Source organism: Ohtaekwangia kribbensis, from assembly GCF_042676245.1.
GTDB lineage: Bacteria > Bacteroidota > Bacteroidia > Cytophagales > Cyclobacteriaceae > Ohtaekwangia > Ohtaekwangia kribbensis.
Genome location: NZ_JBHTKA010000001.1, coordinates 775555 through 802456, shown reverse-complemented (window position 1 = coordinate 802456; position 26902 = coordinate 775555). Strand labels below are relative to the sequence as shown.

Below are 26902 nucleotides of genomic sequence, written 5' to 3'. Positions count from 1 at the left end.
TTTTGAAAGTATTGCGTCTTAGTCAGGTAAAAGTATATCAAATGATTATGGAATCGACAGTAGCACAAGGAAGCTTTTTTGAAAATGAACTGAAAGGTTTTGTTTTTAAACGGGTGAAAGACAAAGCGCTTACGGAAGACATTGTTCACGATGTTTTTATACGGGTGCAGGATAAGATTGGACAACTACAAGAACCGGAAAAAGCCACCGGGTGGATATACCAGATTACCCGGAACATGATCATCGATCACTACCGAAAACAATCAAAATATATAGATGCTTCTGTGGTTAACAGTCATGATGAAGTTTTGAATTTTAATGAATGCGTTGAAAACACGCTCCGGAAACTGCTGTTAACGCTTCCACTGAAGTACAGAGAAGCGCTTCAAATGGCAGAGCTTGAAGAACTGTCGCAAATAGAAATGGCTAAACGTCTCGGTGTTTCATACTCGGGTGTTAAGTCGCGCGTGCAGCGTGCCCGGCAAATGTTAAAAGAAAAGTTGCATGAATCGTTGATCATCAAAACCGATGCGTATGGAAATATAGTGGTTTGCGTAGACCGTGATCCGAGTTGTTGCAAATAAAAAGTTGACATAATTAAAGCATATCTCATATATAGTATAATAGTATAAATGAAAGGCGGGACTGTTCCCGCCTTTTCTTGTTTTAGCAGCAACCACTGCCACCGCAACATCCACCGCCTTCGATGGAAATAATCAGATCTTCCATAGTAAATAACTTTTATGTGAATATTTAGTAATTGAACATTTTGTTCGGATAGAAGACGCATGCTCCTGAAAAAAGACGCAACCCGCATCAAGAAAAATAACGCGTCTTTTTAGTCTGCATCACGTCTCAGGGAAAAATTTATTTCACATGAAAAAGTATTATGCCTTTCTGTTTCTTGTATTACTCCGCTTCAGTAATTCCAATGGCCAGAGCAAATTCAATCTTGCCCCTGTTAGCGATCACTACAAGGCGTTGCAATCCATAAGTAATATGCCGAACCAACAGCGCGCATGGATGGATACTATAAAATATCCACCGGCAGAATATGGAACTTCTATAGTATATCTGATAGTGAAGCCGTATTACTTGTCCGATGCGCAGGTAAAAGAATTAAGCGAGAGCGTGAGGTTTCCGGCAAACAGTTCTGACCAGGTTCGAAAGGAGTTAGACTATCTTTTGGAACTTCAGAACAAGCGAACACCTGAGCAGATAAAGCGAGTTGAATTTCTGGGAGATATTGGTTACTGGCCTTCGGTAAATATGGTACCATCACATACTTCTTATGCACATAATCTGCAGGACCTGTTCTTTGAGGGAAGAGAATTGCTGGGAGATAATGTTAATTCGAAAAACTTTCCGAAGATCTCAAAGTTGCTTCAGGGTGTTATGCAGGATATGCGCATCATGGAATTTACCATCAAGTATAAATTGCTGAGGCCGCGTCCGTATCATCTCGAGCCGATGTTAAAGCCGCTGACAAAAATTAACTCGCCATCGTTTGCCAGCGGCCATACACTTTGGGCGTTTATTCAGGCGTATACGTGGAGTGAGATTGTGCCCGAAAAGCAACCACAGTTCATCGCCCTGGCTGAAGAGATCAGACGATCAAGAGAGATTATGGGGATACACTATCCAAGCGACAACGAAGCGTCACGGCAGGTAGCCTATAAAATGCTTCAATACTATTTTCAGAATGCTGCTTTTAATAAAGATTTGAGAGAAGCGATTCTTGAATGGAAAAAGCAATCAGGTGAGTAGCTTCCCTACATAAAACGTCCATTAACGATTTCAAAATTCCTTGCACAAAGGCCACAAAAAAGATACGAAGTTTCACAAAGTATATATTTCCCTGTGCGTTGTGTCTCCTCGTGGCCTTTGTGTTTCCGTATTTTATTTCCTGATAACGATATAACCGATAAAGAACAATAGATAATAATAAGTGTTTAAACTCGAACCTCTACACTATATTTTATAACCTGCACGCAACATTCTTTTCACATTTTAAAAGTAGTTTAGCAACCGGACTGTAATTTTTCCGAACTAAACCCTATATACATGAAAAGTCATTACCCGTTATGGTTTTTACTTATCGCATTTTTGACTGGAGCACAGTGGGCTTCGGCACAAGTGCATCTTAATCTTATCAATTCACCGTATCAACAGCAGTTTGATTCACTTGCCAGTGCAGGCACTACCAATGATATAGCGACATTGCCGGCCGGCTGGACCTTCAGTGAGTCAGGTACCAATGCCAACACTACGTATGCAGCTGGTACAGGTTCATCAAATGCCGGTAACACCTATAGCTTCGGACTGACAGCTAATGACCGCGCACTCGGAGGTTTACTTTCCGGATCGCTTAACTCAACCGTTGGTGCCGGGTTCATCAACCATACCGGCAGTACCATTACAGCATTACACATACAGTACCGCGGTGAGCAATGGCGTCTTGGCGCAACAGGGCGTGCAGCCGACCGACTCGATTTTCAATACAGTACCGATGCTACTTCCATAACATCGGGTACATGGACCGATATAGATTCACTTGATTTCATCAGTCCGGTTACAACGGGTACAGCAGGCGCACTCAATGGTAACGACACGCTTAACAACACCGTCATTACCTTTACTATAAATGGATTGTCGATTGATGATGGTGAAACGTTTTACCTGCGCTGGCTCGACTTTAATGTAGCAAGCTCGGATGATGGTTTGGCAATTGATGATTTTATACTGACACCCTTCGGTGTACCTTCGAATGAACCGGCTATCCAGGTAGTACCTGCATCGCTGAACTTTGGCGATGTTACCGTACATGAGACAAAGCAACTTCGTTACCAGGTGATCGGTGCCAACCTGCAGGATTCCATCGCGATCTTTACTTTTAATAACGCCTATACTATATCTGCGGATAGTATACATTTTGCCGGATCTGCTATAGTACCGGCTACCGGAGGTTTTGTATATGTACAGTTTGCACCGGTAGCACCGGGACTTTCCAGAGATTCATTGTTGCATATCAGCGGCACTACGTCAAAAGTGGTGCATGTGGAAGGCAATGGTTTTGATTTTGTGAGCAGTGTTATATCCATCGCGGAAGCACGCACCAAATCGGTAGGACAAAAAGTTACGGTTGGTGGACGAATTACTGTAGCGAACGAACTGGGCAACCCTGCCTATGTACAGGATGCCACGGGGGGTATACCGGTTTTTGATTATGCTTTTGCTACCCATGTTTCCATTGGCGACTCGGTAATTGTTACCGGACCTATAGGTGTGTTTAACGACCAGGTACAGATCAGTGGCAGTGGTATAGATTTTATACAGCCTGATTCTTCAAAGCGCTATATAGATCCGGCACCTATCGCTATCGGTCAACTGGCCGCGTACGAAGGACAACTGGTTACGGTTGACAGTGTAGAACTGGTTAATAAGGCATTTGTGTTTTATCCGCAAAGCACCGATCGCATGACGGCAGATGGTATACAGGCCGATCTGCGTATTGACGGAGACACCGATATACCCGGACTTACCAAGCCGCAAGGTGTTGTGTCCATCACCGGTGTTGTAGGTCGTTTCCGTACCAATGCTCAGCTGCTGCCACGTTTCAGTGCAGATATACCGGGAGCTCATGTACCATCGCCTGTTTCAGATAGTATTCCGAAAAGTAAAACACTCGATGTTGTTACCTGGAACCTGGAGTTCTTCGGTGCGAAAAAAGAAGACTATCGTAATGAAGAGTACGGTCCGGAAGATGAAGCACAGCAACTCGTAAATGTAAAACGTGTACTGGATTCATTGCAGGCTGATGTCATCGCTGTTGAGGAAGTATCAGACGATTCGTTATTTACCGTGCTGATCTCGCAATTGGGTAAATATAGGGCTACCTGCTCTGATCGTTATTCGTATTCTTTTGATGGACCCAGCGATGAATTCCCTCCGCAGAAAGTATGTTTTATCTACGACACAACAACTGTAAATGTACGCGCGGCACGTCCGATGTTTGAAGCGTTGTACGATGAAGCACGCACGACTAACCCGAATATATTACCAAACTATCCCGGAGGAAGTCCTTCAAGTTTTTATTCCAGCGGACGCCTTCCGTATTTGTTAACGGTTGATGCTACCATCGGAGGCGTAACCGAGCGCATATCCTTTGTTGGTATACATGCTAAATCTGGTTCTACGGCAGCCGACAGAAGTCGCAGAGAGTATGATGGTGCTGTGCTGAAGGATTCGCTCGATTTACACTTTGCCAATGAGCAGGTAATTATACTCGGTGATTTGAACGATGATCTCGATCAGTCGATTGTTACCGGTATGGAAAGTCCATATATAGCGTTTATACAAGACTCGTTGAATTATACCGGCATTACGAAAAACCTCAGTGATGCAGGAGCAAGATCAACGATCAGTTTCCAGGATGTGATCGACCACCAGATCATCACGAACGACCTTCTCCAAGAGGTTATCGGAGGTTCTGAGCAGATCATAACACCGTTCCGTTTTATCACGAATTATGCTGCCACTACATCCGATCACTTGCCGGTAATTGTACGTTACCAGTTGCAGCCAACGCGTGTTAATTTTACAGCAAGCGGTATAACGTTACCGGAAGACAGTGCATCTCATCACGTATATGTTCAGGCAGATAAACAATCGACATCGGCCAAACAGATTGTTATAGCCTTACAGGGCGATGCAACCTATGGACAGGATTTTGTAACCGAGCCGGCAGCCGTTGATAATAAAATTACAGTGACGCTTCCGGCAGATACATTGCTGACGTCATTCCGAATCATAATGCTGAACGATGAAGCCGATGAACTGCTGGAGACAACTACCTTCACGATTTTGGCAGAAGATGGTGTAGCCGGAGGAACGCAGGCAAACTTTTCACTTTCCATTGAAGACAACGATGTGCCAACTATTGCTTTTGCCGAGATACTGCCCAGCGCCAAAGAGGGCAGCGGTATATATAACCTGAAACTGAAATTGAATACAGCCGTTGCTTCCGACCAGGTTGTAACGATCCAGGTAACACAAGGCCCGGGTGTAGTATATGGCGAAGACTATAGCACGGAACCTGCTGTAGCCGGTCGCGCGATACAATTGACAGTTCCGGCAGGTAGCCGCGAAGCTTCGATTGCTATAGATCCGATAGCCGATGGCAAAAAGGAATTCCCGCTGGAGTTTGTGTCTTTCTACCTGGATAAAACAACGGACGGACTAGTGCTTTCTAATCCGCGTATAGCAGTATTTACAATCATTGATGTAAAGAAGAGACAACCCGTTGTAATCGCATCACCAAACCCGACCTCCGGCTTTGTACGACTGGTATGCAAAGAGCTTGAAGCCCATGAAGTAATTCAGGCTGAAGCGCGCAACAGTAACGGAGAGTTAATCTATACTGGCACCGGAACACTCGAAGAACTGAGCGCAGCCCTTACAAACCGTGTCCAATCGGGGAGAAGAGGATTCTATACCATCAAGCTAATTATCGATGGCGAGCCGATCGTAGTACGGCTGTTGAAGATATAGCCGTTATCCGTTTTCTTAACCGTTAATTGTTAATCGTTATCCGTAGGTATAACCTGCGGGTAACGATTATTTTTTTATATAGACCCTCTGTGAAACTTCGTGTCTTCTCCGTTTCCTTTGTGCCATTAGATTTGCCACACGTTGCATTATGAGAACCCTGCTACTATATATAGCACGCCCCAACCACACTCCTCACGATTAACGATTAACCGATAACGGTTAACACTATTTCACGAAGACATCCTCCGGTAAAAAAAACATCTCCGCCAGCAATTCATACGAACGCACGCGATCTTCAAATGTATCTGCAAAAGTAGCAACTACCACTTCATCCACATCAAAAGTACGTGCCAGTTGTTTGATCTTCTCCTTCACAACGTCAGGAGTACCCGTAATGGTGCGAAGGCGGTTATATTGCACACGAGCAAGCTCTTCGCGTGAGTATGCATATCCCTTGATCGCCTCGTATGAAGGTGCTTCATCTATTTTTCCTTTCTCGATGCTGAGCAAGCGATAATCCATAACGGCCTGCATCTGCGCTGCCTTCTCTTCGGTCTCACCACAAAATACAAATACACCAACACTGGTCTGTGGCGTTTGCAATTGCTCGGAAGGTTTGAACTGTTGACGGTAGGCACGTATAGCTTCAGGACCACCCACCGGATTAATGAACTGTGCGAACGACAACGCCATGCCGAAGTGTGCTGCTATATAGGCACTCTCACCACTGCTTGTCAGCATCCACAGATCCGGTTGCGTATCAATGCTCGGTATAGCTTTTACTTTTTCGTGAATCGTGCCGGCCTGACGGTCATCTTTCAAAAACGCTTTCAGGTCAATGATCTGCTGAATATAATCTTGCGGACTAAACGTATTGGACGGGTTAAGCAGCGAAGCTGTAACACGATCGCCACCGGGAGCACGCCCTATACCCAGATCAATGCGACCGGGATATAGTCCTTCCAGTAAACGAAAATTCTCGGCTACTTTTAATGTACTATGATTGGGCAGCATGATACCTCCGGAACCGAAGCGCAGATTTTTTGTTTCACCGGCCAGTCGTGCAATGAGTACTTCAGGAGCTGCACCTGCCAATGTTGCAATGTTATGATGTTCCGATAACCAGTAGCGCGTATAGCCCAACCGGTCGGTATGTTTAGCGAGTTGTATACTTTCCTGTAGGGCTTCCCGTGCGTTGCTTCCTCTGCGAATGGGAGTCTGATCGAGTACGCTGAGTTTTAATTTCATGACAATAGATGCCTTCTGTCTCAGAAGGGGTGTGTTTATGTATTTTCTATAAACACAACTGCAAGCGGGAAAGGTTCAGCCAGGTGCAGATTCGTTTTTGATGGCCGCTTCATCATGCTGATCATCAAAGTGAAAATATTTTTAATATGAAATAAAAAGCCTCACCGTGGTGCTGCACAGTGAGGCTATAAGGAGTTCGGTTTAACTCAGACTGCTGCGGTCTGTTTCACCCCCTTAATCTGCAGGTAAGCCATGGCTGCCACCCACAAGGCTACTGCGGTAATTGCGATATAGCCTATCGCAGACAAATTAAATAACTGCGGCAGTACAATGGCTATACTACCTATAACCCAGAGTATATCCAGCGCAATAATAATATATACATGCGTAAGCCGTGCTGTGCGTTGTACAGCTTCATTCAATACACCGGCAGCGAACACCACCAGAAATATACCAACACCCATAACCGTTCCTACAGCGGTTGTACCAAAGAGGTTGGCAACGGTTTCTGCCAATACTACAAGTCCAATACCGGTAGCACCTGAGCTTACCGCGTTGATGAGAAGAACATTTTTTAGAGATAGCATATACATTTACGTTTAGTGTTTATTGATGAAGCAAAGGTATACCGGCACCATACCCTGCGGTTTATCTTTTTGCGACAACCCGTTACCATCTTGCGCCAACGGTAGGGTGGCATGGTAAACACCTTGATTGAACCAGTATATTTGTTGTATGGATGAGCAACAAAAGCGATTCGTACTAAGTCTGCTGGCGTATGCAGTGCAACGGGGTATATCGGCACAGCAACTCTGCAAGCTTTGTAATCTTGACCTGGCGGCATTGAAACGAAATGAAGCCGTTACCATTACGCGCAAACAACAGGAAGACCTCTGGGTGAATGCGAGTCACCTGTGCGATGATCCTTTATTTGGATTGCACTTTGGTGAATCGCTGCAGTTGAGTGCGCTTGGCGTAGTAGGCGAGATCATCAAGATGAGCGGTACAGTAGGGGAAGCGTTGGCGCATGCTGCAGCCATGACTCCGATGGTAACTGACCTTGTAACGATGGATGTGATACAATCCAGGAAAACCTTTACAGTACATTTTATACCAACCGCTATCGGGAAGCAACAAAGCGATACCGTTACATTTCGCCAGATGCTCGATCTGCTCATGATATTCACGATACATGAACTCGATGGTTTGTTGCTGGAGAAAGTAAAGCCTGTATCGGTGCGACACGCTTTTCAGTCTGTGCATATACATGAATATGAGCGCGTGCTTCGTTGCACGCCTGTGCGCAAGACGCAGCATACCCTGGAGTTTGACAATGCATACTGGGACGAACCCATTCTCACCGCCAACTATGAACTGCAGAAGGTGTTGTTGGACAAAGTAAATACAATTGGTAAAGAAGAAGGTAATGCGCAAACATTGCAGTCTAAGATTTATACGTACCTGTTACAGCATGCGTATCTGGGTATACTTAGCCAGGAGGAGGTAGCTGCTAATTTTAACATCAGTGCGCGGAGCCTGCAGCGAAAGCTTCGCGAAGAAGGAGTAACGTATCAACAGTTGTCTGACAGCGTTCGAAAGTCACTGGCGGTACACTATATCCGTTCGGGTAATTACCAACTCAAGGAAATATCGGGTATGCTTGGCTATAATGAGTTGAGTGCCTTTACCCGTGCCTTTAAACGTTGGACAGGAAAAGCCCCGGCCAGTTACCGTGCATAGGCAAAGACTAAAAATATATAGCCGGTTATTTCTTTATACAGAAAGTTTAGCCAGGCATTTCTCGATAGACACTTTCAGGTGTGCATACTGCGATGGCTTCTGTATATACTGAAAGGCTCCCAGTTTGTACGACTTCTCGATATTATCCAGCGTAGAAGATGTAGACAGAATAACCACCGGTATAGAACTGAATTCGGGATGCTCTTTTATTTCTTTGAGACACTGAAAGCCGTTCTTCAACGGCATGTTCAGATCCATGAAGATAGCATCGGGAAACCGGTTGGCAGCACGAAGCTTTTCCAGGAGTATAATTCCGTTTTCAGCGATCGTAATATCGATCGGAAGTCCTAAGTCCTGAAATACGTCTTTGAATAATAGTATATCATCCGGATCATCGTCAGCGTAAAAAATATTCTTAATCAACAGGTCTTCACTCATCGGGATAAAGTATAAGTTAAGGTAAACGGGCATCATTTTTTTTACGTATTCAGCTCATGCTATATCGCCCGCTGATGTATTCCAAACAACAGTTCAATATTAGATGGTTACACCCTAACTTTCTATCAGGGATTTCCCTGATTTTTAGTCGGATTTGACCGGTTTTTGGACTTATTAACATTAAAGCAATATACCTTTAAGGATTTAATCGCTTTAAAATGCCCGAAAAGATCAAAGTTTTTCATCTCGAAGATTACAAAATTATACGTGATGGCATTCGGTTTTTGTTAGGTAATGATGAAGCCATTGAAGTTGTAGGCGAAGCAAGAAAAGGGGAGGAGCTGTTGAGTGTTATCGATAAAATGCGCATTGATATACTCCTGCTTGATATCTACCTGGACGGAATGCAGGACGTTCGTACCATTGATGGTTTTGAAGTATGTGAAATCGTCCGTAAGAAATATCCCAAAGTAAAGATCATCGCCCATTCAGTTTATGATGATGCCGACCGGGTTGCCAAGATCATGAAAGCCGGTGCCATGGGGTTTGTATCCAAGAAAGCCGGATACGAAGAGCTTATCCAGGCTATTAAAGTCGTGTACAGCGGCAAGAAATATATTTGTGCCGAGACCTCGCGAAAACTGAAAAACATTAATAAATTTTTAGCCGGAATTGAGGATACGTTGCGCGGAGAAGATGAGTTTTTCTCCAAACGCGAACGGGAAGTGCTTGAGCTGATGGCGAAAGGGCACTCGTCCAGAAAAATTGCCGAAAATTTATTTATTACCGAAAAGACCGTGGAGTCTCACCGCAAGAACATGGTTCAGAAGGCGAAAGTGAAGAATACAGCTGAACTTATTGCGTATGCCTCTGCGCGTGGCTTTTTGAAAGTATAGTATATACCTTTCTATTTGCTATAAAGTTTTAGCCCCATGCAAGAAGCCCCGGTGTACACGGAGATCAAACGTATTGGAGAATTATCCAGCGATGGTGTTTTCATTTATAAGATTGACGAACGCAAATTTCAGTACGTCAATCCGGCCTTCAGTGAGATCTTTTATGTAAGTCACGAAAATCTTTACGCACAGTCAAGGTTACTGCTGGATCTGATCATCTCGGAAGACCAGCATTACCTGCGTTCGCGCTTCTCGGATCTCATTCACTTTGGTTGTATAACCAGCACGGAGTTCACGATAAAAATTTCAAGCGGGTTGCTGAAGCACGTTTCGTGCGATGCGTATGTATTGGATAACAATACTACGGTTATCGGTTTTGTAAAAGATGTCAGCCGCATCAAGGAGCACGAGAACTATATCATTAACTATGGTGCCAAGAAAGATACACTGCTGGATATGGTTACCCATAATCTCTACGGACCGCTGAATCTTTCGCAAAGCATTCTAGACAAGATCGAAGAGTCTTATCAGGGAGATTCGTATAAGGACATGAATGCGCAGCTGCAACTTATCCGCAGTATAACCCGTGAATGCATTGATATCGTGACCAACTTTTTACGCGAAGAACACCAGGAGTCTGAACGCATCTTTATCAAGAAAAGTCGTTTTGATATCGTTGATCGGGTGCGCGCAACACTGGTGAAACTGGTAGAGACTAATCACGACAAGAACTTTACGCTTATAACGAAGCTGGATAACCTGTATATCAATGCTGACAGTGTTAAGTTCTTTCAGATCATTCATAACCTCATCTCCAACGCCATCAAATTCACACCCGAAGGTGGCCAGATTGATATAACACTGGAAGAAGGTGAAGAGGATTTTGTTGTGAGTGTAAAAGATAACGGCATCGGTATACCGCAGGCATTTCAATCCTTTATATTTCAACGCAACGATGCGGTGCGCAGGCCGGGACTGAAGGGTGAAAAATCAATGGGATTGGGCCTGCCGATTGTGAAGAATCTTGTCGAGTTGATGAACGGCCAGATCTGGTTTGAAAGTACCGAGAATGATGGGGCTGTATTTTTTGTCAGGTTCCCCAAAGAGTAATACAGGCTATATATGTCAGCCTGGGTATAAAAATGCACAGGCTGTTCTTTTGTCGGGTATATAGCGCAAAATTGTTCGTTCAGCTAAATCCGATTTTTATTTTGTTCCCAATGAAAACAGATATAGTTTTGTGGTGAAGTATAGGCTTTATGCAAATTACTTTCTCATAACATCACAAATCATACATACGCTAAAATCCTCTAATTTATTTGAAAAATAGTTGGCCTAAAGGTTGCAATATCGATTATACAGGAATAAACCTGTAGACAAGTTATGAGCCTTTTCTGTAGACCTAAATACGCTGTCACTCCACAAGTTTACGAGTTGGGCATGCGTAAGGAAGACCCAACCCGTTGGAATTATTTTTTCAATTCAGGAAAGGTGAGAACCAATATGAAGAATCAGATTTTTGAAAAGTCGGGCAGTTACGTTGTCGGTGTACTCTGCGTAGCCATATTCTTTTCTTGCAGTAAAAACATTACACCTACAGACACAGCATCTAAGCAGGGTGCCACTGAGCAAGTGGCGGCTCAAACCGACTCACTCTATGCGCAGCCTGTACGGCCCGGACGCAATCTCTCCATCGATACATTGAAACATCCGCTGGATACCCGCCTCACGCAGGTATGGAAGCAGGATGTATACTATAATCAGAAAGTTCACGATAAAGTGCATCGCTTTTATGCGCTGAGCGACTATCACACCAAGTGGTTAGGTGAATATGCACCCAATCCGTTCTATCAGAAATTCACAGCGTTAATGGCAGATGCATCCGGTTATGGACTGGTGCCTGAAGACTATACCATTACCGATCTCGCTGCAAAGCTCGAAGAACTATATAGCCGGAAGCCGCTGGATACAGCAACACTCATTGATCTGGATATACAGATCAGCGAGAAGCTTTTCCTTTTCACCACGCACCTTGCGGAAGGTAAGGTGAGAAATCCGGGTAACACCACTGCCGTATGGCTCCGCGAGTTTAAGCCGGAGGATAATACTACAGATGTATTTACACTGGCTAAAATTCTTGAGCCTGAACAACTCATCACCGCTGTAAACAGTTTGCAACCTGTATATGAGCAATATGCCAAACTGCAACAGGCACTGAAGCAATACCAGACACTCGAGAAAGCGGAGCCTAAAGAATTTCCGGTGAGTGTTGCTGCGAGCAAGATCAAACCGGATGAACGCAACCAGGTTATACCGTTGATCCGTAAAAAATTATTGCTGACGGATCTGAAAGCCTATACACTTCCCATAGATTCTGTAACCGGTCAAACCGATTCACTGCGCTACGATGCAGCGTTGGTATCTGCTGTAAAATGGTTCCAGGAACGCCACGGACTGGAACCGGATGGTATCATTGGAGAGAAGACGGTGCGTTTTCTGAATCAGTCGTTTCGAGATAAGGCCAACATCATCGCCATGAACATGGAGCGCTTCCGCTGGTTGCCACAGGATGCGTATGGGGATAATTATATCACGGTAAATATCCCGGAATATGAACTCCGCATGTTTGAGAACGGTAAAGAAGCGTTTGATATGCGCGTGATTGTAGGTGCTCCGAATAAACCTACTCCGGTGTTCAACGATGTAGTGAATCATATAATCTTCAGTCCTACGTGGACTGTGCCAACCAGCATCATCAAAGAGGAAATTATACCGCGTCTGCAGAAAGATTCGCTTTACTATACCGAGAAGAATTATGCTTTCTATAAGAATGAAGAAACAATCGATCCTTCAGCGGAAGCGTGGAAAGATGGTTCGGTCAATCCTTATAAATATCGCATCGTGCAACAGCCGGGTCCTGACAACTCGCTGGGACTGGTGAAGTTCGGCATGCCTAACAAAATGAATATTTACCTGCACGATACTCCGAACCACCGCCTGTTTAAGAAGAGTTATCGCGCACTCAGTCACGGTTGCGTGCGCCTGGATGAACCTGCACGTTTTGCAGAATATTTACTCCGCGACCAACGTGGCTGGACAAAAGAGACTGTGCAGAAAGCTATGCATGCCGGAACTCCGGCAACCATTCATCTGCGTAAAAAATACCCGGTGCACATCGAGTATCGCACGGCATGGGTAGATGAAAATGGATTGATCAACTTCCGCGAAGATATCTACGGTCACGATAAACGTCAGTTGCAACAGTTATATCCTGCGCAGAAACCTTCGGCTGTAGCTGGAATCTAAGAAAGAGTAATCAGCGCTTAGCCGTTACGTTGACGTTCTGCAATAGTTGGTCAAGGTTCAGGTAGCGTGAAGTGGACAGGTAGTTTTCGTCATTGAAGTATGCGAAAATGGCTGTGTGACCTTTGATGGCATCAATCACTTCTCTGGCAATTTCTTTCGAAAGAGCAGGGCAGCCCTGGCTTCTTCCCAGACGGCCATAGTGTTTAATCCAGTATTCGCTCACGTATTCAGCATCGTGCATAACCACGGCACGCTCACGCATGTTGTCGTTATAGCCTTTTTCCATGCCATCCAGTTTCAGGCTGTAGCCTTTGCTGCCTACATAGGTTTCAGCAGTTACATAAAAGCCGAGGCTGCTCTGGTTGGAATGAACCATGTTGGAAAATGATTTGGCGATGTCTTCACCGGTATTTTTCCCATGACTCACATACGTGAAGAATTTTACGATATGATGTTCAAGATCAATGGTGTAGAAGCGCTTTTGTGTGCTTGGTTTGGTGAAATCAATAATAGATAACAGGTTTTTATCGTTAAGCTTTCCCTGCATGCGCAGTGTGTAGTAGCCGATTACAGCATACTTGAAAACTTTGTACGACAGGTTATATTTTTCAAGTCCGATAGACGTATAGAGAGTCTGCAACGAGTCGTCAAAGGAAACAGCGGCATCAACATGTGTGGCAGTTGTGTGATCGATAGAATCGGTAACAGCCGTGATGTTTGCAGTGTGGAGCGAGGTTATTGTTTCGGGTTGAGCAGGTGCCGCTGAGTAAAGACTCAGCAACAGGTATAGTACATACGTCATTCTGAAGAGGGGTTATTTTGATACTACAAAACAATCATGAAAGGCAGCCTTAAAAAAATCAACAAAAAGTGAAAAAGTACACCTGAGCTAAATTGAAAGGCTCCAAGCGATTTTCTCCCGGAAAGAGATTTTTAAGTATACAATATCAAGGCACCTTATTTCCAGAAACCTTCTGCGGAATAATAGATATTTCGATAAAGTGAGTTATGTTAGAGGTAATATGCCGGAGTGAAACACGAAGTGTTGCTTCGGGCGGTTCAAGTTCATCTTACTAAATTCTTTGACATGACCTTAAAACCATCCTTTACCGAGAAGAAGTACATCGTTACGCTCATCTTTGTTACATCCCTCTTCATGTTATGGGGCATTGCCATTACCATGGGCGACACACTCAACAAACATTTTCAGAATGTGTTGAACGTGTCCAAATCGCAATCCGGATTGGTGCAGTTCTCGATCTTCGGTGCCTATGCAGTTATGGGCATACCCGCCGGCCTGTTTATGAAAAGGTTCGGGTACAAGAATGGTGTTCTGCTGGGATTGTTCCTGTATGCCCTTGGAGCATTTCTGTTTATACCGGCAGCCAACACAGAATCATTCTCCTTCTTTCGCGCAGCACTGTTTATACTTGCCTGTGGACTTGCCACGCTTGAGACAGTAGCGCATCCGTTCGTTGCTTCGCTGGGAGACCAGCGTACGAGCGATCAGCGAATTAACTTTGCTCAATCGTTCAATGGATTGGGAGCCGTTATTGGTCCTGCACTCGGAGGCTTTTTCATTCTTCGCGCAGGCCAGGACTATACCAATGAATTGGACTCTGTTAAATTCCTATACATCGTCATCGGTTCAGTCATAACTGTTATTGCTTTATCATTTGCATTTGTAAAAGTTCCACCACTTTCCGATCCGCATAACGCAGACGAACCAGGTACGACTGATGCACCGCCTAAAAAGCTTTTTCAACACCGGCATTTTGTGTGGGCGGCTGTTACACAATTTTTTAATGTTGCTGCGCAGGGAGGTACGTGGGCATACTTCATTAATTATAGTGTAGAGATCAATCCTGGGATGAGTGATGAACGTGCCGCTTATTTCTTCTCATTAAGCATGGCGATGATGATGGCGGGAAGATTCCTGTCAACGTTCCTGATGCGGTTCATTGCACCGAACAAATTGCTGTCGATTTATGCTGTTGCCAACATTATACTTTGTATCATCATCGCGCAGAGCTGGGGCACCGTTTCGTTTGTATCGCTTATTATGCTCAACTTCTTTTTCAGCATTATGTTCCCGACCATCTTTAGTCTCGGCTTGAAAGATATGGGTAAATATACCCAGCAGGCTTCATCGTATATTGTTATGGGAGTAGTAGGAGGAGCGTTGTTTCCTCCCATCATGGGCATTGTTGCGAACAAAAGTGTTGCTGCAGCATATTACTTACCGATCATCTGCTACTCGGTAATTTTTGTTTATGGATTTGCTCTTTATAAAGTAAAGAAGTAGAAAGCTGAGATATAGTTTTAAGATTAAGCCTTGAGTAATACTCAGGGCTTTCTTTTTTAATACACATCTGTGGAAATACTTGGACACTGATCCCGTGAAAGTGAATGGAGATCACGTAACCCTTTGAAATATACTTTGAAGCTGCATTGGCGTTGATTTTTAGTATTCGTCCTGATCACATAACCAGGAAGGATGGATTCTATTTTCACAACGGAAGGGCTGGTGAGTCTTTTAACGCTCACATTTCTAGAAATAGTTTTAGGTATCGATAATATTGTTTTCATTTCAATTCTCTCGGGAAGGTTGCCACAGGCACAACAGAACCAGGCGCGTGTGCTGGGCATTGGTATAGCACTCGTGGCGCGCATCATTTTGCTGCTGGGCGTAAGCTGGCTGATTGGATTGCAGAAGCCTGTGCTTACTATGAATCAATTCAACCTTAGTTATCGCGATATAATTCTGATTGTTGGAGGTCTCTTTCTGATTGGTAAGAGTGTATCCGAGATTCATGCCAAGCTGGAAGGAGCGGCACATGCCGAAAATAAACCACGCTTGTTAAGTTTGCGTTCGGCCATTATTCAAATCGTACTCATCGATCTTATATTCTCGCTGGACTCTATCCTTACTGCCATCGGCCTGGTGGAGAACGTCATCATTATCATTATTGCCATTGTTATATCACTGGCCGTTATGCTATTCTTTGCCCGTGGCATAAGCGATTTCATACAGCGACATCCGGCCATGAAGTTGCTGGCGCTCGCATTTCTGGTTATGATCGGAACGTTGCTGGTGGTAGAAGGCTTCCATGTACATGTACCGCGCGGCTATATATACTTCTCTATGGCGTTTGCTGTCATAATTGAAGTGCTGAATATGAAAATTCGCAAGAAGACATCCATCACACCGGGTGTTGATAGAAAGATCAACGTAAAAAATACGATCCGATAAACCCAAATCCATAACTGCATGCTGAAAACTTTTATACCGCTTATAGTCCTTTTTGCTGTGATGATCGGTTCATCCTGTAACAGTCGTAAGCAAGACTCTGAAAAGGCGTCTACCGATACCGTTGCAACCACTGCCGGCACTTTACCGGAGCCCCATGCAACCAAATCGGTAAAGAACTACAGCAACGTGGTGGGCTGGCCCATCGGCACAACGCCGGTAGCGCCTGCAGGTTTTGAAGTAACGAAGTTTGCAGATCAATTGCAGAACCCGCGCTGGATATATATAGGACCTAACGGAGATATATTTGTAGCAGAGGCCAACACCGAATCCAAAGGCGTTGCCAAGGTTAAAGACGAAGTTACCGGCAAAGCAGGTTCACAAAATTCAGGACAGAGCGCGAACCGCATTACACTGTTACGGGATACTAATAAAGATGGTACACCGGAGATACGCTCCGTTTTTCTTGACGATCTCAATCAACCCTTCGGTATGCTTATTCTCAATAATTATTTCTATGTAGCCAATACCGATGGACTCTGGCGCTTTCCGTATAAGGCCGGTGCTAGTACACTGAAAGGAAAAGGAGAAATGATTGTACCATTGCCGGCAGGTGGCTACAACAATCACTGGACCCGAAATGTTATTGCGAGCGCTGATAATACCAAACTATATATAGCAGTAGGCTCTGGCAGTAACAATGGCGAGAACGGTATGGAACATGAATACAGAAGAGCGAATATACTTGAGGTTAATTCGGATGGGAAAGAATTGCGTATATATGCGAGCGGACTTCGCAATCCGGTGGGTATAGATTGGCAACCGGGCACCAATACACTATGGGCTGCGGTAAATGAACGCGATAATCTGGGTGATGGTCTTGTCCCCGATTATGCAACGAGTGTTAAGGAGGGAGGCTTTTACGGATGGCCCTATACCTACTTGGGTCATCACGATGATCCGGATGTTGACATGCCGTTACCGGATTCGATCCGGAATGTAATTGTGCCCGATGTAACATTGGATGCGCATTCGGCTTCACTTGGTTTTGTATTTTATGATGCCAAAACGTTTCCGTCAAAATATCACAATGGTGCATTTATAGGACAGCATGGATCGTGGAACAGTTCGAAATTTACCGGCTATAAAGTTGTCTTTATACCTTTCGAAGGAAACAAGCCCGGCACTCCGGAAGATTTTCTCACAGGCTTTATAAAAGACGAAAGCAGTAAAGAAGTATACGGCCGCCCGGCAGGCGTAGCCGTTGCATCGGATGGAGCATTACTCGTAGCCGATGATGCAGCGAATACCATTTGGCGCGTACAGGCGTTGAGTCGTTGATTGTGAATCGTTATCCGTTATTAGAAAATCCAATTGTGCAAAGTGCAGAGGAGACACAAGTTACGGAGAAAAACTTTGTGTTTTCTTCGTGATTTCTATGCAATGGATTTATACTTTTATACGGATACTATATATACTCCCCCAATCTCGCAGCTCAAAGCTCAATGCTCGCAGCTATTTCCTAGCCTTCAACCTCGAAGCAGGCATGTATATCTTTTACAACTTCCTTGTTATCGGCCATAATGAGGAGGTGATCGTGCTCCTGGATAACGGTATCACCACGTACCGTCATATATTTACCTTCGCGGTGTATCAATACGATTAACGCTGTGCGTGGCAGATTCAATTCGACAACAGCTTTGCCGGCAACAGGGGAGTGGGCGGGTATATCGAACTCCAGCAGTTCAGCTTTGATATCGTCTTTGATCTCAATGTCCAGCGGAAATTTACGTTTGATCTTTTCAGGAACACTTACCTTTAGCCAGTCTGCCACTAGCGCCAGCGTAGTGCCCTGCACGAGTACGGATGATACGGATATAAAGAATACAAGATTGAAAATCATCGGAGCATTCTGCACACCGGCAATCAACGGATATATAGCGAATACAATCGGCACGGCACCGCGCAAACCTACCCACGATATAAAAAGTTTTTTTCTCCAGCGGAGGTCAGAGTTGGCAAGCGCTATAAAAACAGCAATGGGCCTCGCGAGAAATATCAACACACCCGCCAGTAAAACACCCGGCCCTATAAAGGGAACGATCTGACTCGGGAATACCAATAGTCCCAGGGTAAGGAACATGATGATCTGCATAAGCCACGCCTGACCATCGTAAAACTTCATGAGACTTTTCTTGTGTATAAAATTAGCGTTACCCAGAATGATAGCCGCTATATAGATCGCGAGAAAACCGTTGCCGCCTATAAAGTTGGTGAAGGAAAACGTGAAAAACACCAGCGACAAGATCAATACAGGGTATAGTCCTTCGATATCAAGTTTGATCTTGTTGGTAATAAAGATCATCAGTTTTCCGAAAGTATATCCGCATACCGTACCGAGTATCATACCAATCAGGAACTTCGGTATAAGCGATACAATGGAAGCATCCGGATTTTGTACCAGGAACGTAAAGCTTACGGTGAGGAAGTATGCCATTGGATCGTTACTTCCACTTTCAAGCTCAAGCAACGGACGAATTACACCTTTGAGTCCTATATTTCGCGAACGGAGAATAGAGAATACAGCAGCAGCATCGGTAGATGAGACAATGGCTCCGAGCAACAGACCTTCCATTACAGATATATTCAGCAGGTACGATGAGCACACGCCTACGATCGTGGCGGTAACAAGAACACCAATAGTCGATAATGAAATACCACTCTTGAGTACCGGCTTTACACTTTCCCACTTCGTGTCCAATCCACCGGAGAAAAGTATAAATGTCAGCGCCACCACACCGAGGAACTCAGCAATTTTTGGATCGTTGAAATATATTCCGCCAAGACCATCCGAGCCGGCCACCATGCCTACGATCAGAAAAAGGATGAGTGCTGGTATACCGAACTTGAAAGATGTTTTACTGGTAATGATACTGACGAAAAGAAGAATGGAGCCTAACAGTAATATATTGTGTGAGGAAAGTGCCATGTTGGTAGAGTGATAAAAGCTGAAACAGACAAAGTTAAAAAAGCGCGTGAAGTTTGTAGTATCGTTGCCCGTTGCACGGCACTATTAAAACAGATTTATTCCATCAATTTATTATTTTTTCTTACATCAAAAACAGCATTACTGAAAAGTTCAAACGATTTAAATAAGATGGGATACTGGTTTTTGTAAAATAAATTCCCGTATTTAAGCACGTCAACACCATGCACCTCAACGTACACAACGAAATAGAACTGAAGCAGTGGGAAGCTATGCGGGCGGGCAATGAACAGGCTTTTGCATGGTTATACGATCGCTATTTCAAGTTACTTTATAATTACGGCAAGAAGATCGGCACAACAGATGCCGCGCTGGAAGATGGTATACATGATCTCTTTGTAGACCTGTGGCGCTTTCGCAGTTCGCTGTCATCAACAACATCGGTTCGGTTTTATTTATACCGCTCGCTGCGGAGAAGACTGATGCGTAATGATTCGCGCAGTAACTTTTTCACAGCCGATGGCTCCATCATTGAAGACGCATTGAAAGCTGCAACACCTTCATCCGAGCAGGAGTTGATTGACGAAGAGAATAACAAGCAACGTATATATCGGTTAAAAAAATTACTCAGCGATCTTTCTCCCCGTCAGTATGAAGCGTTGGTGTTGCGTTACTACGATGAAATGTCGTTCGATGAAATCGCAGCCATCCTGAATGTGAACGAACAATCCGCGCGTAACCTCGTGCAACGCGGCCTGCTGCAACTGCGGCATTATGCTAAGTATGTGATTGGATTGTTGGTGTTTCTCTTTTTTTAGTCAGAAAGTCCGGAAGACCAGAAGTTGGAAAAGAGTGGAAGTGCGAATGTAATAATGTCGAGATAAGAATGACTTTAATGTATAGAAAGCTGAAGAAGCCTGGTAGTACACGTTGAATGAATTTTATAGCAATGGCCTTCGGGCTCAATAACTTTTTTGATCCCTATATTCTATAATTTTATATACTCTACGGTCTATAGTCACTATAGCGTAAGTTTTCAGATTTTATATTCTCAAACACAATTACAACTCTTTATAACTCTCTAAACATCCGGAATTCTTTAACTTCCGATTTTCTCGCTTCCGGTCTTCCTGACTTTCTAACTTTCCGACTTACGGACTTTTCCGACTTCCCAACTCCTGCAATATTCGATCTTCTTCCTTTCAAATTCTCTCCCTTGCCACATTTCTGCTATAATTCAAAAATATTTTTCCTTCCGGGTGAGTTAAATCCCGAAAACGTTGCTTTTGGTAATTATAACGTTTGAATTGATTTCAACAAGGTATGAAAGATTATGCCCGCTTTAGTGCTGAAGAGTTAGCCACTGATGATGACTTCATCAAATGGGTGAAGTATGCAAACCGTTACCCGGAACTCGACCGCTTTTGGAAGAACTGGCTTGAGCAACACCCGCATCGAAAGGAAGAAGTAGATGAAGCGCGGTTGATGATACGGGCTATTCTCGAAGAGCCTCAGCATTTACCGGGACATGAAAAGCAACGTGCTATATGGAATGAAATTTCCGGTACACTATCTATACTCGCAGAGGAGGAGAAGAAAATTATACCGTTCTACAAGCGCTGGTATATGAAGGCCGCTTCCGTGGTAGTTATACTGGGTATAGGATGGTATACCTATCAGGTTGTATTTACCGGACATCCTGCCGTTAATCATCATCCGGTGGTAGCTACGATTAACCTGGAGAAACACGTCAATAATAATGATGTGCCAAAGACTGTTGTGCTGGAAGATGGTACTTCTATTGTGCTGCAGCCGCATACCATGTTGCGTTACCCGAAGCATTTCAAAAAAGATCTGCGCGAAGTATACCTGATCGGTGAAGCTTTCTTTGAAGTAAAGAAAGATCCTGCCCGTCCTTTTATCGTACATGCAAATGAAATTATAACGCGTGTGCTGGGAACAAGCTTTACCGTGCGCAATTTCATAGGAGAAAAGAATGTAACGGTGCAGGTAAAGACCGGTAAAGTATCCGTGTTCAAGGATCAGAAAAAAGAGAAGAAAGAAGAAGTGGTTGAAGATGCAGTAGATCGCGTGGAAGGTGTTGTACTGATGCCGAATCAACAAGTAGTATATGAACGAAAAGCCATGAAGATGGTGAAATCACTTGTAGAAAATCCATCGGTGTTGATACCGGTTGCCAAACAGGAATTTGAATTTACCGATACACCGATCCGGGAAGTTTTTGATGCCATTGAAAATGCCTACGGTGTAGATATAGTATACGATGAAGAATTACTGGCCAGCTGTGCCATTAATGCATCCTTAACGGATGAGCCGCTCTACGATAAACTGAAACTCATCTGTAAAGGTATAGATGCATCGTACGAGATCATTGACTCACACATCATCATCTACAGCAAAGGATGTACGAGTCAGTGAAAACCTGAACACAACACTACCCAAACCCAAACCAATTGTATAAGCTTATGAAAACATAATACCCATACAAAAAAGAAACCGATGGTGCGCTAACACCACCGGTTCTGAAATGCCCCGTATTCATCCTGGCGAGGATGAGGGGCGTTGTCTCTCCGCATTTCACTTCAAGACAAACCATTTTCAAAAGTATGAAAAAAGAACTACAAGTTCATGGACAGCTATTGTTCATTATGAAGGTCTCATTCATTCACTTTATTTGCGTACTCACATTTCTCGGTGTTGCTCACGCCAGTGAGATCACTGCACAGGTTCTGGAAAAGAAAATTACCATCGACCTGAACGATGTAAGCCTTCGCGTGGCGCTTCAAAAAATTGAACGTGCTACCGACGTTAAATTTCTCTACCAGTCGCAACTCATCTCTCCGAAAGAAAACGTAAACATCGAAGCAGCGGATGAACGTTTGGGAGATTTATTGAAACAAATTTTCGATCCGCTGCAGATTGCGTTCGAAGCCGATGGCAACCAGATCGTGCTGACGCGTCAACGCACCGGAGCGCTGGACATTGATCCGGCTGATTCGGAAAATAAAATGCCGTATGATATACTCATCACCGGAACCATTACCGATGAGCAGGGACAACCTTTGCCCGGAGTAAATATACTTGTAAAGGGAACCACGATCGGAACTACATCGGATGCCAACGGTACGTATAGCCTCTCCGTTGAAGACGAAAGTTCGGTACTTGTTTTTTCATTCATTGGCTTTCTTACACAGGAAGTTCCTGTGGGAAGTCAAACCAGCGTGAATGTTGTAATGGCGGCCGATGTTACATCGCTGCAGGAAGTAGTGGTGGTCGGATATGGTGAAGTAAAGAAATCGGATCTCACCGGTTCCGTTGCATCGATCAAGTCGGAAGAACTGAACGCCTATCCCACAACCAATTTAGTGCAGTCATTGGCGGGGCGTGCGCCCGGTGTACAGATATCGCAAAATACAGGTGCACCCGGAGCGTCCATCAGTGTTCGTGTACGGGGTACGAACTCTGTGCAGGGGTTTAACGAACCGCTATATGTAGTGGATGGCTTTCCGTATTCCGGTAATCCTACATTGCTCAACAATGCAGATATAGAGTCGATACAGATACTGAAAGATGCATCGGCCACAGCTATATATGGATCGCGCGGTGCGAACGGTGTGGTGATCATCACAACGAAACGCGGCAAGCAGGGGAGAACATCGGTTGAATACGATGGCTATTATGGCTGGCAGACCATCCGCAAGAAGATCGATATGATGAGTGCGCGTGAGTATGCGTTGTTCTATAACGAGCAGGCTGCCAACGATGGACTTGCTCCTCACTTTACGCAAGATGAAATCAATTCCTTTGGACAAGGTACAGACTGGCAGGATCTCGTTTTACAAACAGCTCCTATACAAAACCACGCGATCAGTATAAACGGTGGTACCGAGAAAACACGCTTCTCTATTTCCGGAAGCAATTTCAACCAGGAAGGTATCATCATCGGGAGTGATTATGTTCGTAACTCCGTACGTGCTAACGTGACTACCGACATCAGTAAAAAATTCAAGTTCGATCTCAATACGATCTTAAGTCGTATCGATTCCGATCGCAAGAACTCCGGTGGTGGTAACCGTGGTGGTTCACTGATTTCGGCTATGCTGTCCGGGTATCCGACACAAACGCCCTATAACGCAGATGGTACCTATACCAATTTGTCAGCGGCATATTCATGGGGATCGAATGTTATTACCAACCCGCTTAACTATATCGAGCAACAGTCTGATCACATCCGCTCGAATAAAGTATTGATCAACGGAGCGCTCACTTTTACTCCGATAGAAGGACTCGCTATAAAAATATCCGGTGGTGTAGAGAATACCGAAGACCGCACCGATGGTTACACCACAAAGAAGTTCATCAACTCAACGGGGTCTGCATCGATCGCTACAACACAGATTAGCAGTGTACTGAATGAAAATACCATCAGCTATACCAAAGAATTCGGAGCGCATAATATTTCCGCTGTCGCGGGATTTACCTATCAGAATTATACCACCACAACACTCAATGCATCGGGCAGTGGTTTTGTGAGTGATGTGCAGGAGTCGTTTGATATAGGTGCTGCTGCTACGCAAGGTGTACCAAGCTCTTCCTTCTCTGAGTGGGCGTTACTGTCGTACCTCGCGCGCGTAAACTATACCTTTAAAGATAAATACCTCGCTACGATAAGTTTCCGTTCCGATGGTTCATCGCGCTATAGCGATGGACAGAAGTGGGGAAGCTTTCCATCGGCTTCGCTGGCATGGCGCTTATCCGAAGAAGAATTTATAAAGAGTATATCATTCATTTCTGACCTGAAACTACGTGCAGGCTATGGTGAAACCGGAAGTACTGCGATCAACCCCTATCAAACATTGAATCAACTTGAATCCGGTAAAGTAGTATTCGGTGATGCACTGGTTACATACTACGCTCCCGGCACACGATTGTCAGGTCCGCTGAAATGGGAAACGACAGCACAGACAGATATAGGTCTTGATATAGGCTTCCTGCAGAACCGCTTTAATTTTACTGTGGATTACTATATAAAGAACACACGCGACCTGTTGAATACAGTTCCGCTTCCTTCGTCACTGGGCTATGGCTATACCATACAGAATGTTGGTAAAGTGCAGAACAAAGGCCTTGAGCTTTCTGCGGGTGGCGTTGTACTGGAAGGTCCTTTTCAATGGGATGTATCAGCCAATATATCGTTCAATAAAAACAAAGTTGTTAAACTATACGGTGGCAATGATGTATTAGGACAATCCATTGATATCTCGGTGGTGAACGATAATATTAACATTCTGCGTGAAGGTGCTCCGATCGGTTCCTTCTTCGGTTATGTTGAAAAAGGTTATGATGCCAATGGTAAAATTGTATACGAAGATTTCAGTGCCAACGGTTCACGTGATATAGGCGACAAACGCATCATCGGAAATCCGAATCCGAAATATACCTATGGATTTAACTCAACTATGAGTTATAAGAACTTCGAATTGAATGTATTCATACAAGGCTCTTACGGTAATGATATCTTCAACCTGAGTGCCGTAAACCAGACACTCGATTATGGCCAGGCGCTGAACATGCCACGCGAGGTATACGAAGATCATTGGACACCCGAAAACACCGATGCCAAATACCCGGTGATCAGTCGCACCACGCAAACACAAGTGTCCAATCGTTTTGTGGAAGACGGCTCATACCTGCGTTTCAAAAATATACAGTTGAGCTATAATCTCCCGGTGACCGATCTGAACCTGAACTGGCTGCGCAAGGCACAGGTATATGTAAGCGCACAAAACATGATCACGCTTACCGACTACTCCTGGTACGATCCGGAAATCAACTCCTACGGAGGAGCCAACTCCATCCGTCTCGGTATAGATCACTACAGTTACCCTACAGCCAAAAGCATGACGGTAGGCGTACGACTTGGTTTCTAGTACCCCACACACCATCCCCAAGCTCGCAGCTCGTAACTTAAAAAGAAAGCGTATGAAAAAAGTATTCACCTATATAATTGCATCGCTCGCCCTCGCAGGGTGCAGCGAAGTTTTAGAGGAAAATCCAAAGTCATTGTCAGCAGAAGTTTTTTATAACACGGCCGATGAAGCAGCCGCTGCTGTGAACGCTATATATGGTCCGATGCGTTCCGATGGAGCACTCGGTCTCAATTACCCCGCACAATTGGAAGGCATGGCCGACTATGGTAACTCACGCGGAAGTCAGACACCTGTAAGTTTATACCAGGGATTGGACAACACCAACATCACGCGTGTAAGTGGCGTTTGGGACAATCTATACCAGGCGATACGCAATGCCAACATTGTGATCAAGAACGTGCCGAACGGAAATGATATATCGCAGGCTGCGATCGATCTATATGTAGGCGAAGCAAAATACCTGCGTGCACTCATGTACTTCGCGATGGTACGCAACTGGAAAGGCGTGCCACTGCGTACTGAGAACAACATGACAGAACCCAATATAGAACGCGCCAGCGTTGAACAGGTATACGATCAGATTGAAAGTGATGCACTGGCGGCCGAAGCGGCATTGCCGGATGTACCGGCCCAACCCGGAAGACCAACGAAGTGGGCCGCGAAAACTTTATTGTCAGAAGTATATTTGAACCTCGGTCTGTGGGCTGAGTCAAGAGCCAAAGCAGCCGAAGTAATTGCTTCGGGTAAATATAGCCTGGTGCCGGTATCCACATCCGAAGACTTTCAGAAGATCTATGGCCCCGAAGTGGTGTCCACATCCGAAGAGATTTTCTATCTGAAGTACTCCCGCCAGCAGGGATTCGGTTTGGTAAACTATGCACACCGTGCTACGTCACAGTATAAATATTTTGGTCCCGGCGGTGTATATGCACAGTATACAGACTCAGCGTCCAATTCCATTATCAAAAACTGGAGCAAGAGCGATCTGCGCAAAGCACACATTCTGTACAATGTGGATGTAGGCCTCGGTGCCAATACATGTCTCTATCGGAAATATAGGGACCCGCTTGCTACCAACCTCGGTGCAGGCAATGATTACCCGTGGTATCGCTATGCCGATTTGTTGTTGTTTCATGCAGAAGCTGCAGCGCGTGCTAACAACGGACCTACCGCTGAAGCGGTGGAGAGTCTTAATAAAGTACACCGCAGAGCGTACGGTTATGATGCAAACACACCATCGCCTGTTGATTTTGCTATCGGTGATTTCGATCTCACCAGCTTTGTTGATAAAGTAGTGGAAGAACGTGGTTACGAGACTATGTATGAAGGCAAGCGCTGGCTTGATCTGAAACGCCTGGGCATTGCCGAGCAACGCATCAAGGAAGTTAAAAATATAATCGTGGCCGAGAAACATATGTACTGGCCGATCCCGAACTCAGAAATGCTCTATAACAAAGCACTGGACGCTTCTGACCAGAACCCGGGATACTAACTATATACTTTGAGACAGGCATCTGCGCATGATGCAGATGCCTTT

General features: G+C 44.6%; 19 protein-coding genes. 14 read left to right on the top strand and 5 right to left on the bottom strand.

Annotated elements, in window-relative coordinates; translation table 11 throughout:
- The first annotated feature begins 47 nt into the window (after window positions 1-47).
- From ACFQ21_RS03190 to ACFQ21_RS03180, 3 genes are all read left to right on the top strand, one after another.
- Entirely contained in the window at window positions 48-584 is a 537-nt protein-coding gene (locus ACFQ21_RS03190; protein WP_377574740.1) for a sigma-70 family RNA polymerase sigma factor, read from the top strand.
- A gap of 292 nt (window positions 585-876) precedes the next feature.
- Window positions 877-1767 carry a phosphatase PAP2 family protein gene (locus ACFQ21_RS03185; protein WP_377574737.1) on the top strand — a complete coding sequence of 297 codons (891 nt, stop codon included), beginning with the start codon at window positions 877-879 and terminating at the stop codon, window positions 1765-1767.
- 297 nt (window positions 1768-2064) lie between these two features.
- Window positions 2065-5550 (top strand): DUF5689 domain-containing protein, encoded by a 3486-nt coding sequence (locus ACFQ21_RS03180; RefSeq protein ID WP_377574734.1) that lies wholly within the window; start codon window positions 2065-2067, stop codon window positions 5548-5550.
- Between the two features lie 225 nt (window positions 5551-5775).
- On the opposite strand, the gene ACFQ21_RS03175 is transcribed toward ACFQ21_RS03180, so the two are convergent.
- A complete protein-coding gene (locus ACFQ21_RS03175) occupies window positions 5776-6798 on the bottom strand; it encodes an LLM class flavin-dependent oxidoreductase (protein WP_377574731.1) in 1023 nt (340 codons plus the stop codon).
- A gap of 206 nt (window positions 6799-7004) precedes the next feature.
- Window positions 7005-7385: a hypothetical protein gene (locus ACFQ21_RS03170; protein ID WP_377574728.1), complete on the bottom strand. Its 381-nt coding sequence runs from the start codon at window positions 7383-7385 to the stop codon at window positions 7005-7007.
- A gap of 148 nt (window positions 7386-7533) precedes the next feature.
- Between ACFQ21_RS03170 and ACFQ21_RS03165 the strand changes: the two genes are divergently transcribed.
- Window positions 7534-8538 (top strand): AraC family transcriptional regulator, encoded by a 1005-nt coding sequence (locus tag ACFQ21_RS03165; protein WP_377574725.1) that lies wholly within the window; start codon window positions 7534-7536, stop codon window positions 8536-8538.
- 33 nt (window positions 8539-8571) lie between these two features.
- Here the strand turns inward: ACFQ21_RS03165 and ACFQ21_RS03160 are convergent, their stop codons facing one another.
- Complete coding sequence (locus tag ACFQ21_RS03160; RefSeq protein ID WP_377574722.1) at window positions 8572-9012, bottom strand: response regulator; 441 nt, start codon at window positions 9010-9012, stop codon at window positions 8572-8574.
- A gap of 182 nt (window positions 9013-9194) precedes the next feature.
- On the opposite strand from ACFQ21_RS03160, the gene ACFQ21_RS03155 reads away from it, so the two are divergent.
- From ACFQ21_RS03155 to ACFQ21_RS03145, 3 genes are all read left to right on the top strand, one after another.
- Entirely contained in the window at window positions 9195-9872 is a 678-nt protein-coding gene (locus ACFQ21_RS03155) for a response regulator (protein WP_377574719.1), read from the top strand.
- A gap of 36 nt (window positions 9873-9908) precedes the next feature.
- A complete protein-coding gene (locus tag ACFQ21_RS03150) occupies window positions 9909-10982 on the top strand; it encodes a sensor histidine kinase (protein ID WP_377574717.1) in 1074 nt (357 codons plus the stop codon).
- A 393-nt stretch (window positions 10983-11375) separates the two neighbouring features.
- Entirely contained in the window at window positions 11376-13178 is a 1803-nt protein-coding gene (locus ACFQ21_RS03145) for a L,D-transpeptidase family protein (RefSeq protein ID WP_377574714.1), read from the top strand.
- Window positions 13179-13188: 10 nt separating this feature from the next.
- On the opposite strand, the gene ACFQ21_RS03140 is transcribed toward ACFQ21_RS03145, so the two are convergent.
- The gene (locus tag ACFQ21_RS03140) at window positions 13189-13980 is read right to left on the bottom strand and encodes a murein L,D-transpeptidase catalytic domain family protein (RefSeq protein ID WP_377574711.1); all 792 of its coding nucleotides are present in this window, start codon (window positions 13978-13980) and stop codon (window positions 13189-13191) included.
- Window positions 13981-14265: 285 nt separating this feature from the next.
- Here ACFQ21_RS03140 and fucP point away from each other — a divergent pair, with 285 nt between their 5' ends.
- The 3 genes from fucP to ACFQ21_RS03125 all read left to right on the top strand — a co-directional run bounded on the left by fucP (window position 14266) and on the right by ACFQ21_RS03125 (window position 17769).
- Window positions 14266-15483 (top strand): L-fucose:H+ symporter permease, encoded by a 1218-nt coding sequence (gene fucP, locus ACFQ21_RS03135; RefSeq protein ID WP_377574708.1) that lies wholly within the window; start codon window positions 14266-14268, stop codon window positions 15481-15483.
- A 192-nt stretch (window positions 15484-15675) separates the two neighbouring features.
- Window positions 15676-16431 carry a TerC family protein gene (locus ACFQ21_RS03130; RefSeq protein WP_377574706.1) on the top strand — a complete coding sequence of 252 codons (756 nt, stop codon included), beginning with the start codon at window positions 15676-15678 and terminating at the stop codon, window positions 16429-16431.
- Between the two features lie 18 nt (window positions 16432-16449).
- Window positions 16450-17769, top strand: coding sequence for a PQQ-dependent sugar dehydrogenase (locus ACFQ21_RS03125; protein ID WP_377574703.1), 1320 nt, complete (start codon window positions 16450-16452; stop codon window positions 17767-17769).
- 181 nt (window positions 17770-17950) lie between these two features.
- Here ACFQ21_RS03125 and ACFQ21_RS03120 read toward each other — a convergent pair whose 3' ends face one another.
- Window positions 17951-19417 carry a potassium/proton antiporter gene (locus ACFQ21_RS03120; RefSeq protein WP_377574700.1) on the bottom strand — a complete coding sequence of 489 codons (1467 nt, stop codon included), beginning with the start codon at window positions 19415-19417 and terminating at the stop codon, window positions 17951-17953.
- A gap of 221 nt (window positions 19418-19638) precedes the next feature.
- Between ACFQ21_RS03120 and ACFQ21_RS03115 the strand changes: the two genes are divergently transcribed.
- The 4 genes from ACFQ21_RS03115 to ACFQ21_RS03100 all read left to right on the top strand — a co-directional run bounded on the left by ACFQ21_RS03115 (window position 19639) and on the right by ACFQ21_RS03100 (window position 26857).
- Complete coding sequence (locus ACFQ21_RS03115) at window positions 19639-20232, top strand: RNA polymerase sigma factor (protein ID WP_377574697.1); 594 nt, start codon at window positions 19639-19641, stop codon at window positions 20230-20232.
- A gap of 505 nt (window positions 20233-20737) precedes the next feature.
- Complete coding sequence (locus tag ACFQ21_RS03110; protein ID WP_377574694.1) at window positions 20738-21853, top strand: FecR family protein; 1116 nt, start codon at window positions 20738-20740, stop codon at window positions 21851-21853.
- 188 nt (window positions 21854-22041) lie between these two features.
- A complete protein-coding gene (locus ACFQ21_RS03105) occupies window positions 22042-25365 on the top strand; it encodes a SusC/RagA family TonB-linked outer membrane protein (RefSeq protein ID WP_377574691.1) in 3324 nt (1107 codons plus the stop codon).
- A 52-nt stretch (window positions 25366-25417) separates the two neighbouring features.
- Window positions 25418-26857: a RagB/SusD family nutrient uptake outer membrane protein gene (locus ACFQ21_RS03100; RefSeq protein ID WP_377574688.1), complete on the top strand. Its 1440-nt coding sequence runs from the start codon at window positions 25418-25420 to the stop codon at window positions 26855-26857.
- Window positions 26858-26902: the final 45 nt, after the last annotated feature.

Bases quoted from the DNA above. Each gene is read 5' to 3' on its own strand.
- ACFQ21_RS03190 (WP_377574740.1), top strand. From the start codon at position 48: ATGGAATCGACAGTAGCACAAGGAAGCTTTTTTGAAAATGAACTGAAA.
- ACFQ21_RS03185 (WP_377574737.1), top strand. From the start codon at position 877: ATGAAAAAGTATTATGCCTTTCTGTTTCTTGTATTACTCCGCTTCAGT.
- ACFQ21_RS03180 (WP_377574734.1), top strand. From the start codon at position 2,065: ATGAAAAGTCATTACCCGTTATGGTTTTTACTTATCGCATTTTTGACT.
- ACFQ21_RS03175 (WP_377574731.1), bottom strand. From the start codon at position 6,798: ATGAAATTAAAACTCAGCGTACTCGATCAGACTCCCATTCGCAGAGGA.
- ACFQ21_RS03170 (WP_377574728.1), bottom strand. From the start codon at position 7,385: ATGCTATCTCTAAAAAATGTTCTTCTCATCAACGCGGTAAGCTCAGGT.
- ACFQ21_RS03165 (WP_377574725.1), top strand. From the start codon at position 7,534: ATGGATGAGCAACAAAAGCGATTCGTACTAAGTCTGCTGGCGTATGCA.
- ACFQ21_RS03160 (WP_377574722.1), bottom strand. From the start codon at position 9,012: ATGATGCCCGTTTACCTTAACTTATACTTTATCCCGATGAGTGAAGAC.
- ACFQ21_RS03155 (WP_377574719.1), top strand. From the start codon at position 9,195: ATGCCCGAAAAGATCAAAGTTTTTCATCTCGAAGATTACAAAATTATA.
- ACFQ21_RS03150 (WP_377574717.1), top strand. From the start codon at position 9,909: ATGCAAGAAGCCCCGGTGTACACGGAGATCAAACGTATTGGAGAATTA.
- ACFQ21_RS03145 (WP_377574714.1), top strand. From the start codon at position 11,376: ATGAAGAATCAGATTTTTGAAAAGTCGGGCAGTTACGTTGTCGGTGTA.
- ACFQ21_RS03140 (WP_377574711.1), bottom strand. From the start codon at position 13,980: ATGACGTATGTACTATACCTGTTGCTGAGTCTTTACTCAGCGGCACCT.
- fucP (WP_377574708.1), top strand. From the start codon at position 14,266: ATGACCTTAAAACCATCCTTTACCGAGAAGAAGTACATCGTTACGCTC.
- ACFQ21_RS03130 (WP_377574706.1), top strand. From the start codon at position 15,676: ATGGATTCTATTTTCACAACGGAAGGGCTGGTGAGTCTTTTAACGCTC.
- ACFQ21_RS03125 (WP_377574703.1), top strand. From the start codon at position 16,450: ATGCTGAAAACTTTTATACCGCTTATAGTCCTTTTTGCTGTGATGATC.
- ACFQ21_RS03120 (WP_377574700.1), bottom strand. From the start codon at position 19,417: ATGGCACTTTCCTCACACAATATATTACTGTTAGGCTCCATTCTTCTT.
- ACFQ21_RS03115 (WP_377574697.1), top strand. From the start codon at position 19,639: ATGCACCTCAACGTACACAACGAAATAGAACTGAAGCAGTGGGAAGCT.
- ACFQ21_RS03110 (WP_377574694.1), top strand. From the start codon at position 20,738: ATGAAAGATTATGCCCGCTTTAGTGCTGAAGAGTTAGCCACTGATGAT.
- ACFQ21_RS03105 (WP_377574691.1), top strand. From the start codon at position 22,042: ATGAAAAAAGAACTACAAGTTCATGGACAGCTATTGTTCATTATGAAG.
- ACFQ21_RS03100 (WP_377574688.1), top strand. From the start codon at position 25,418: ATGAAAAAAGTATTCACCTATATAATTGCATCGCTCGCCCTCGCAGGG.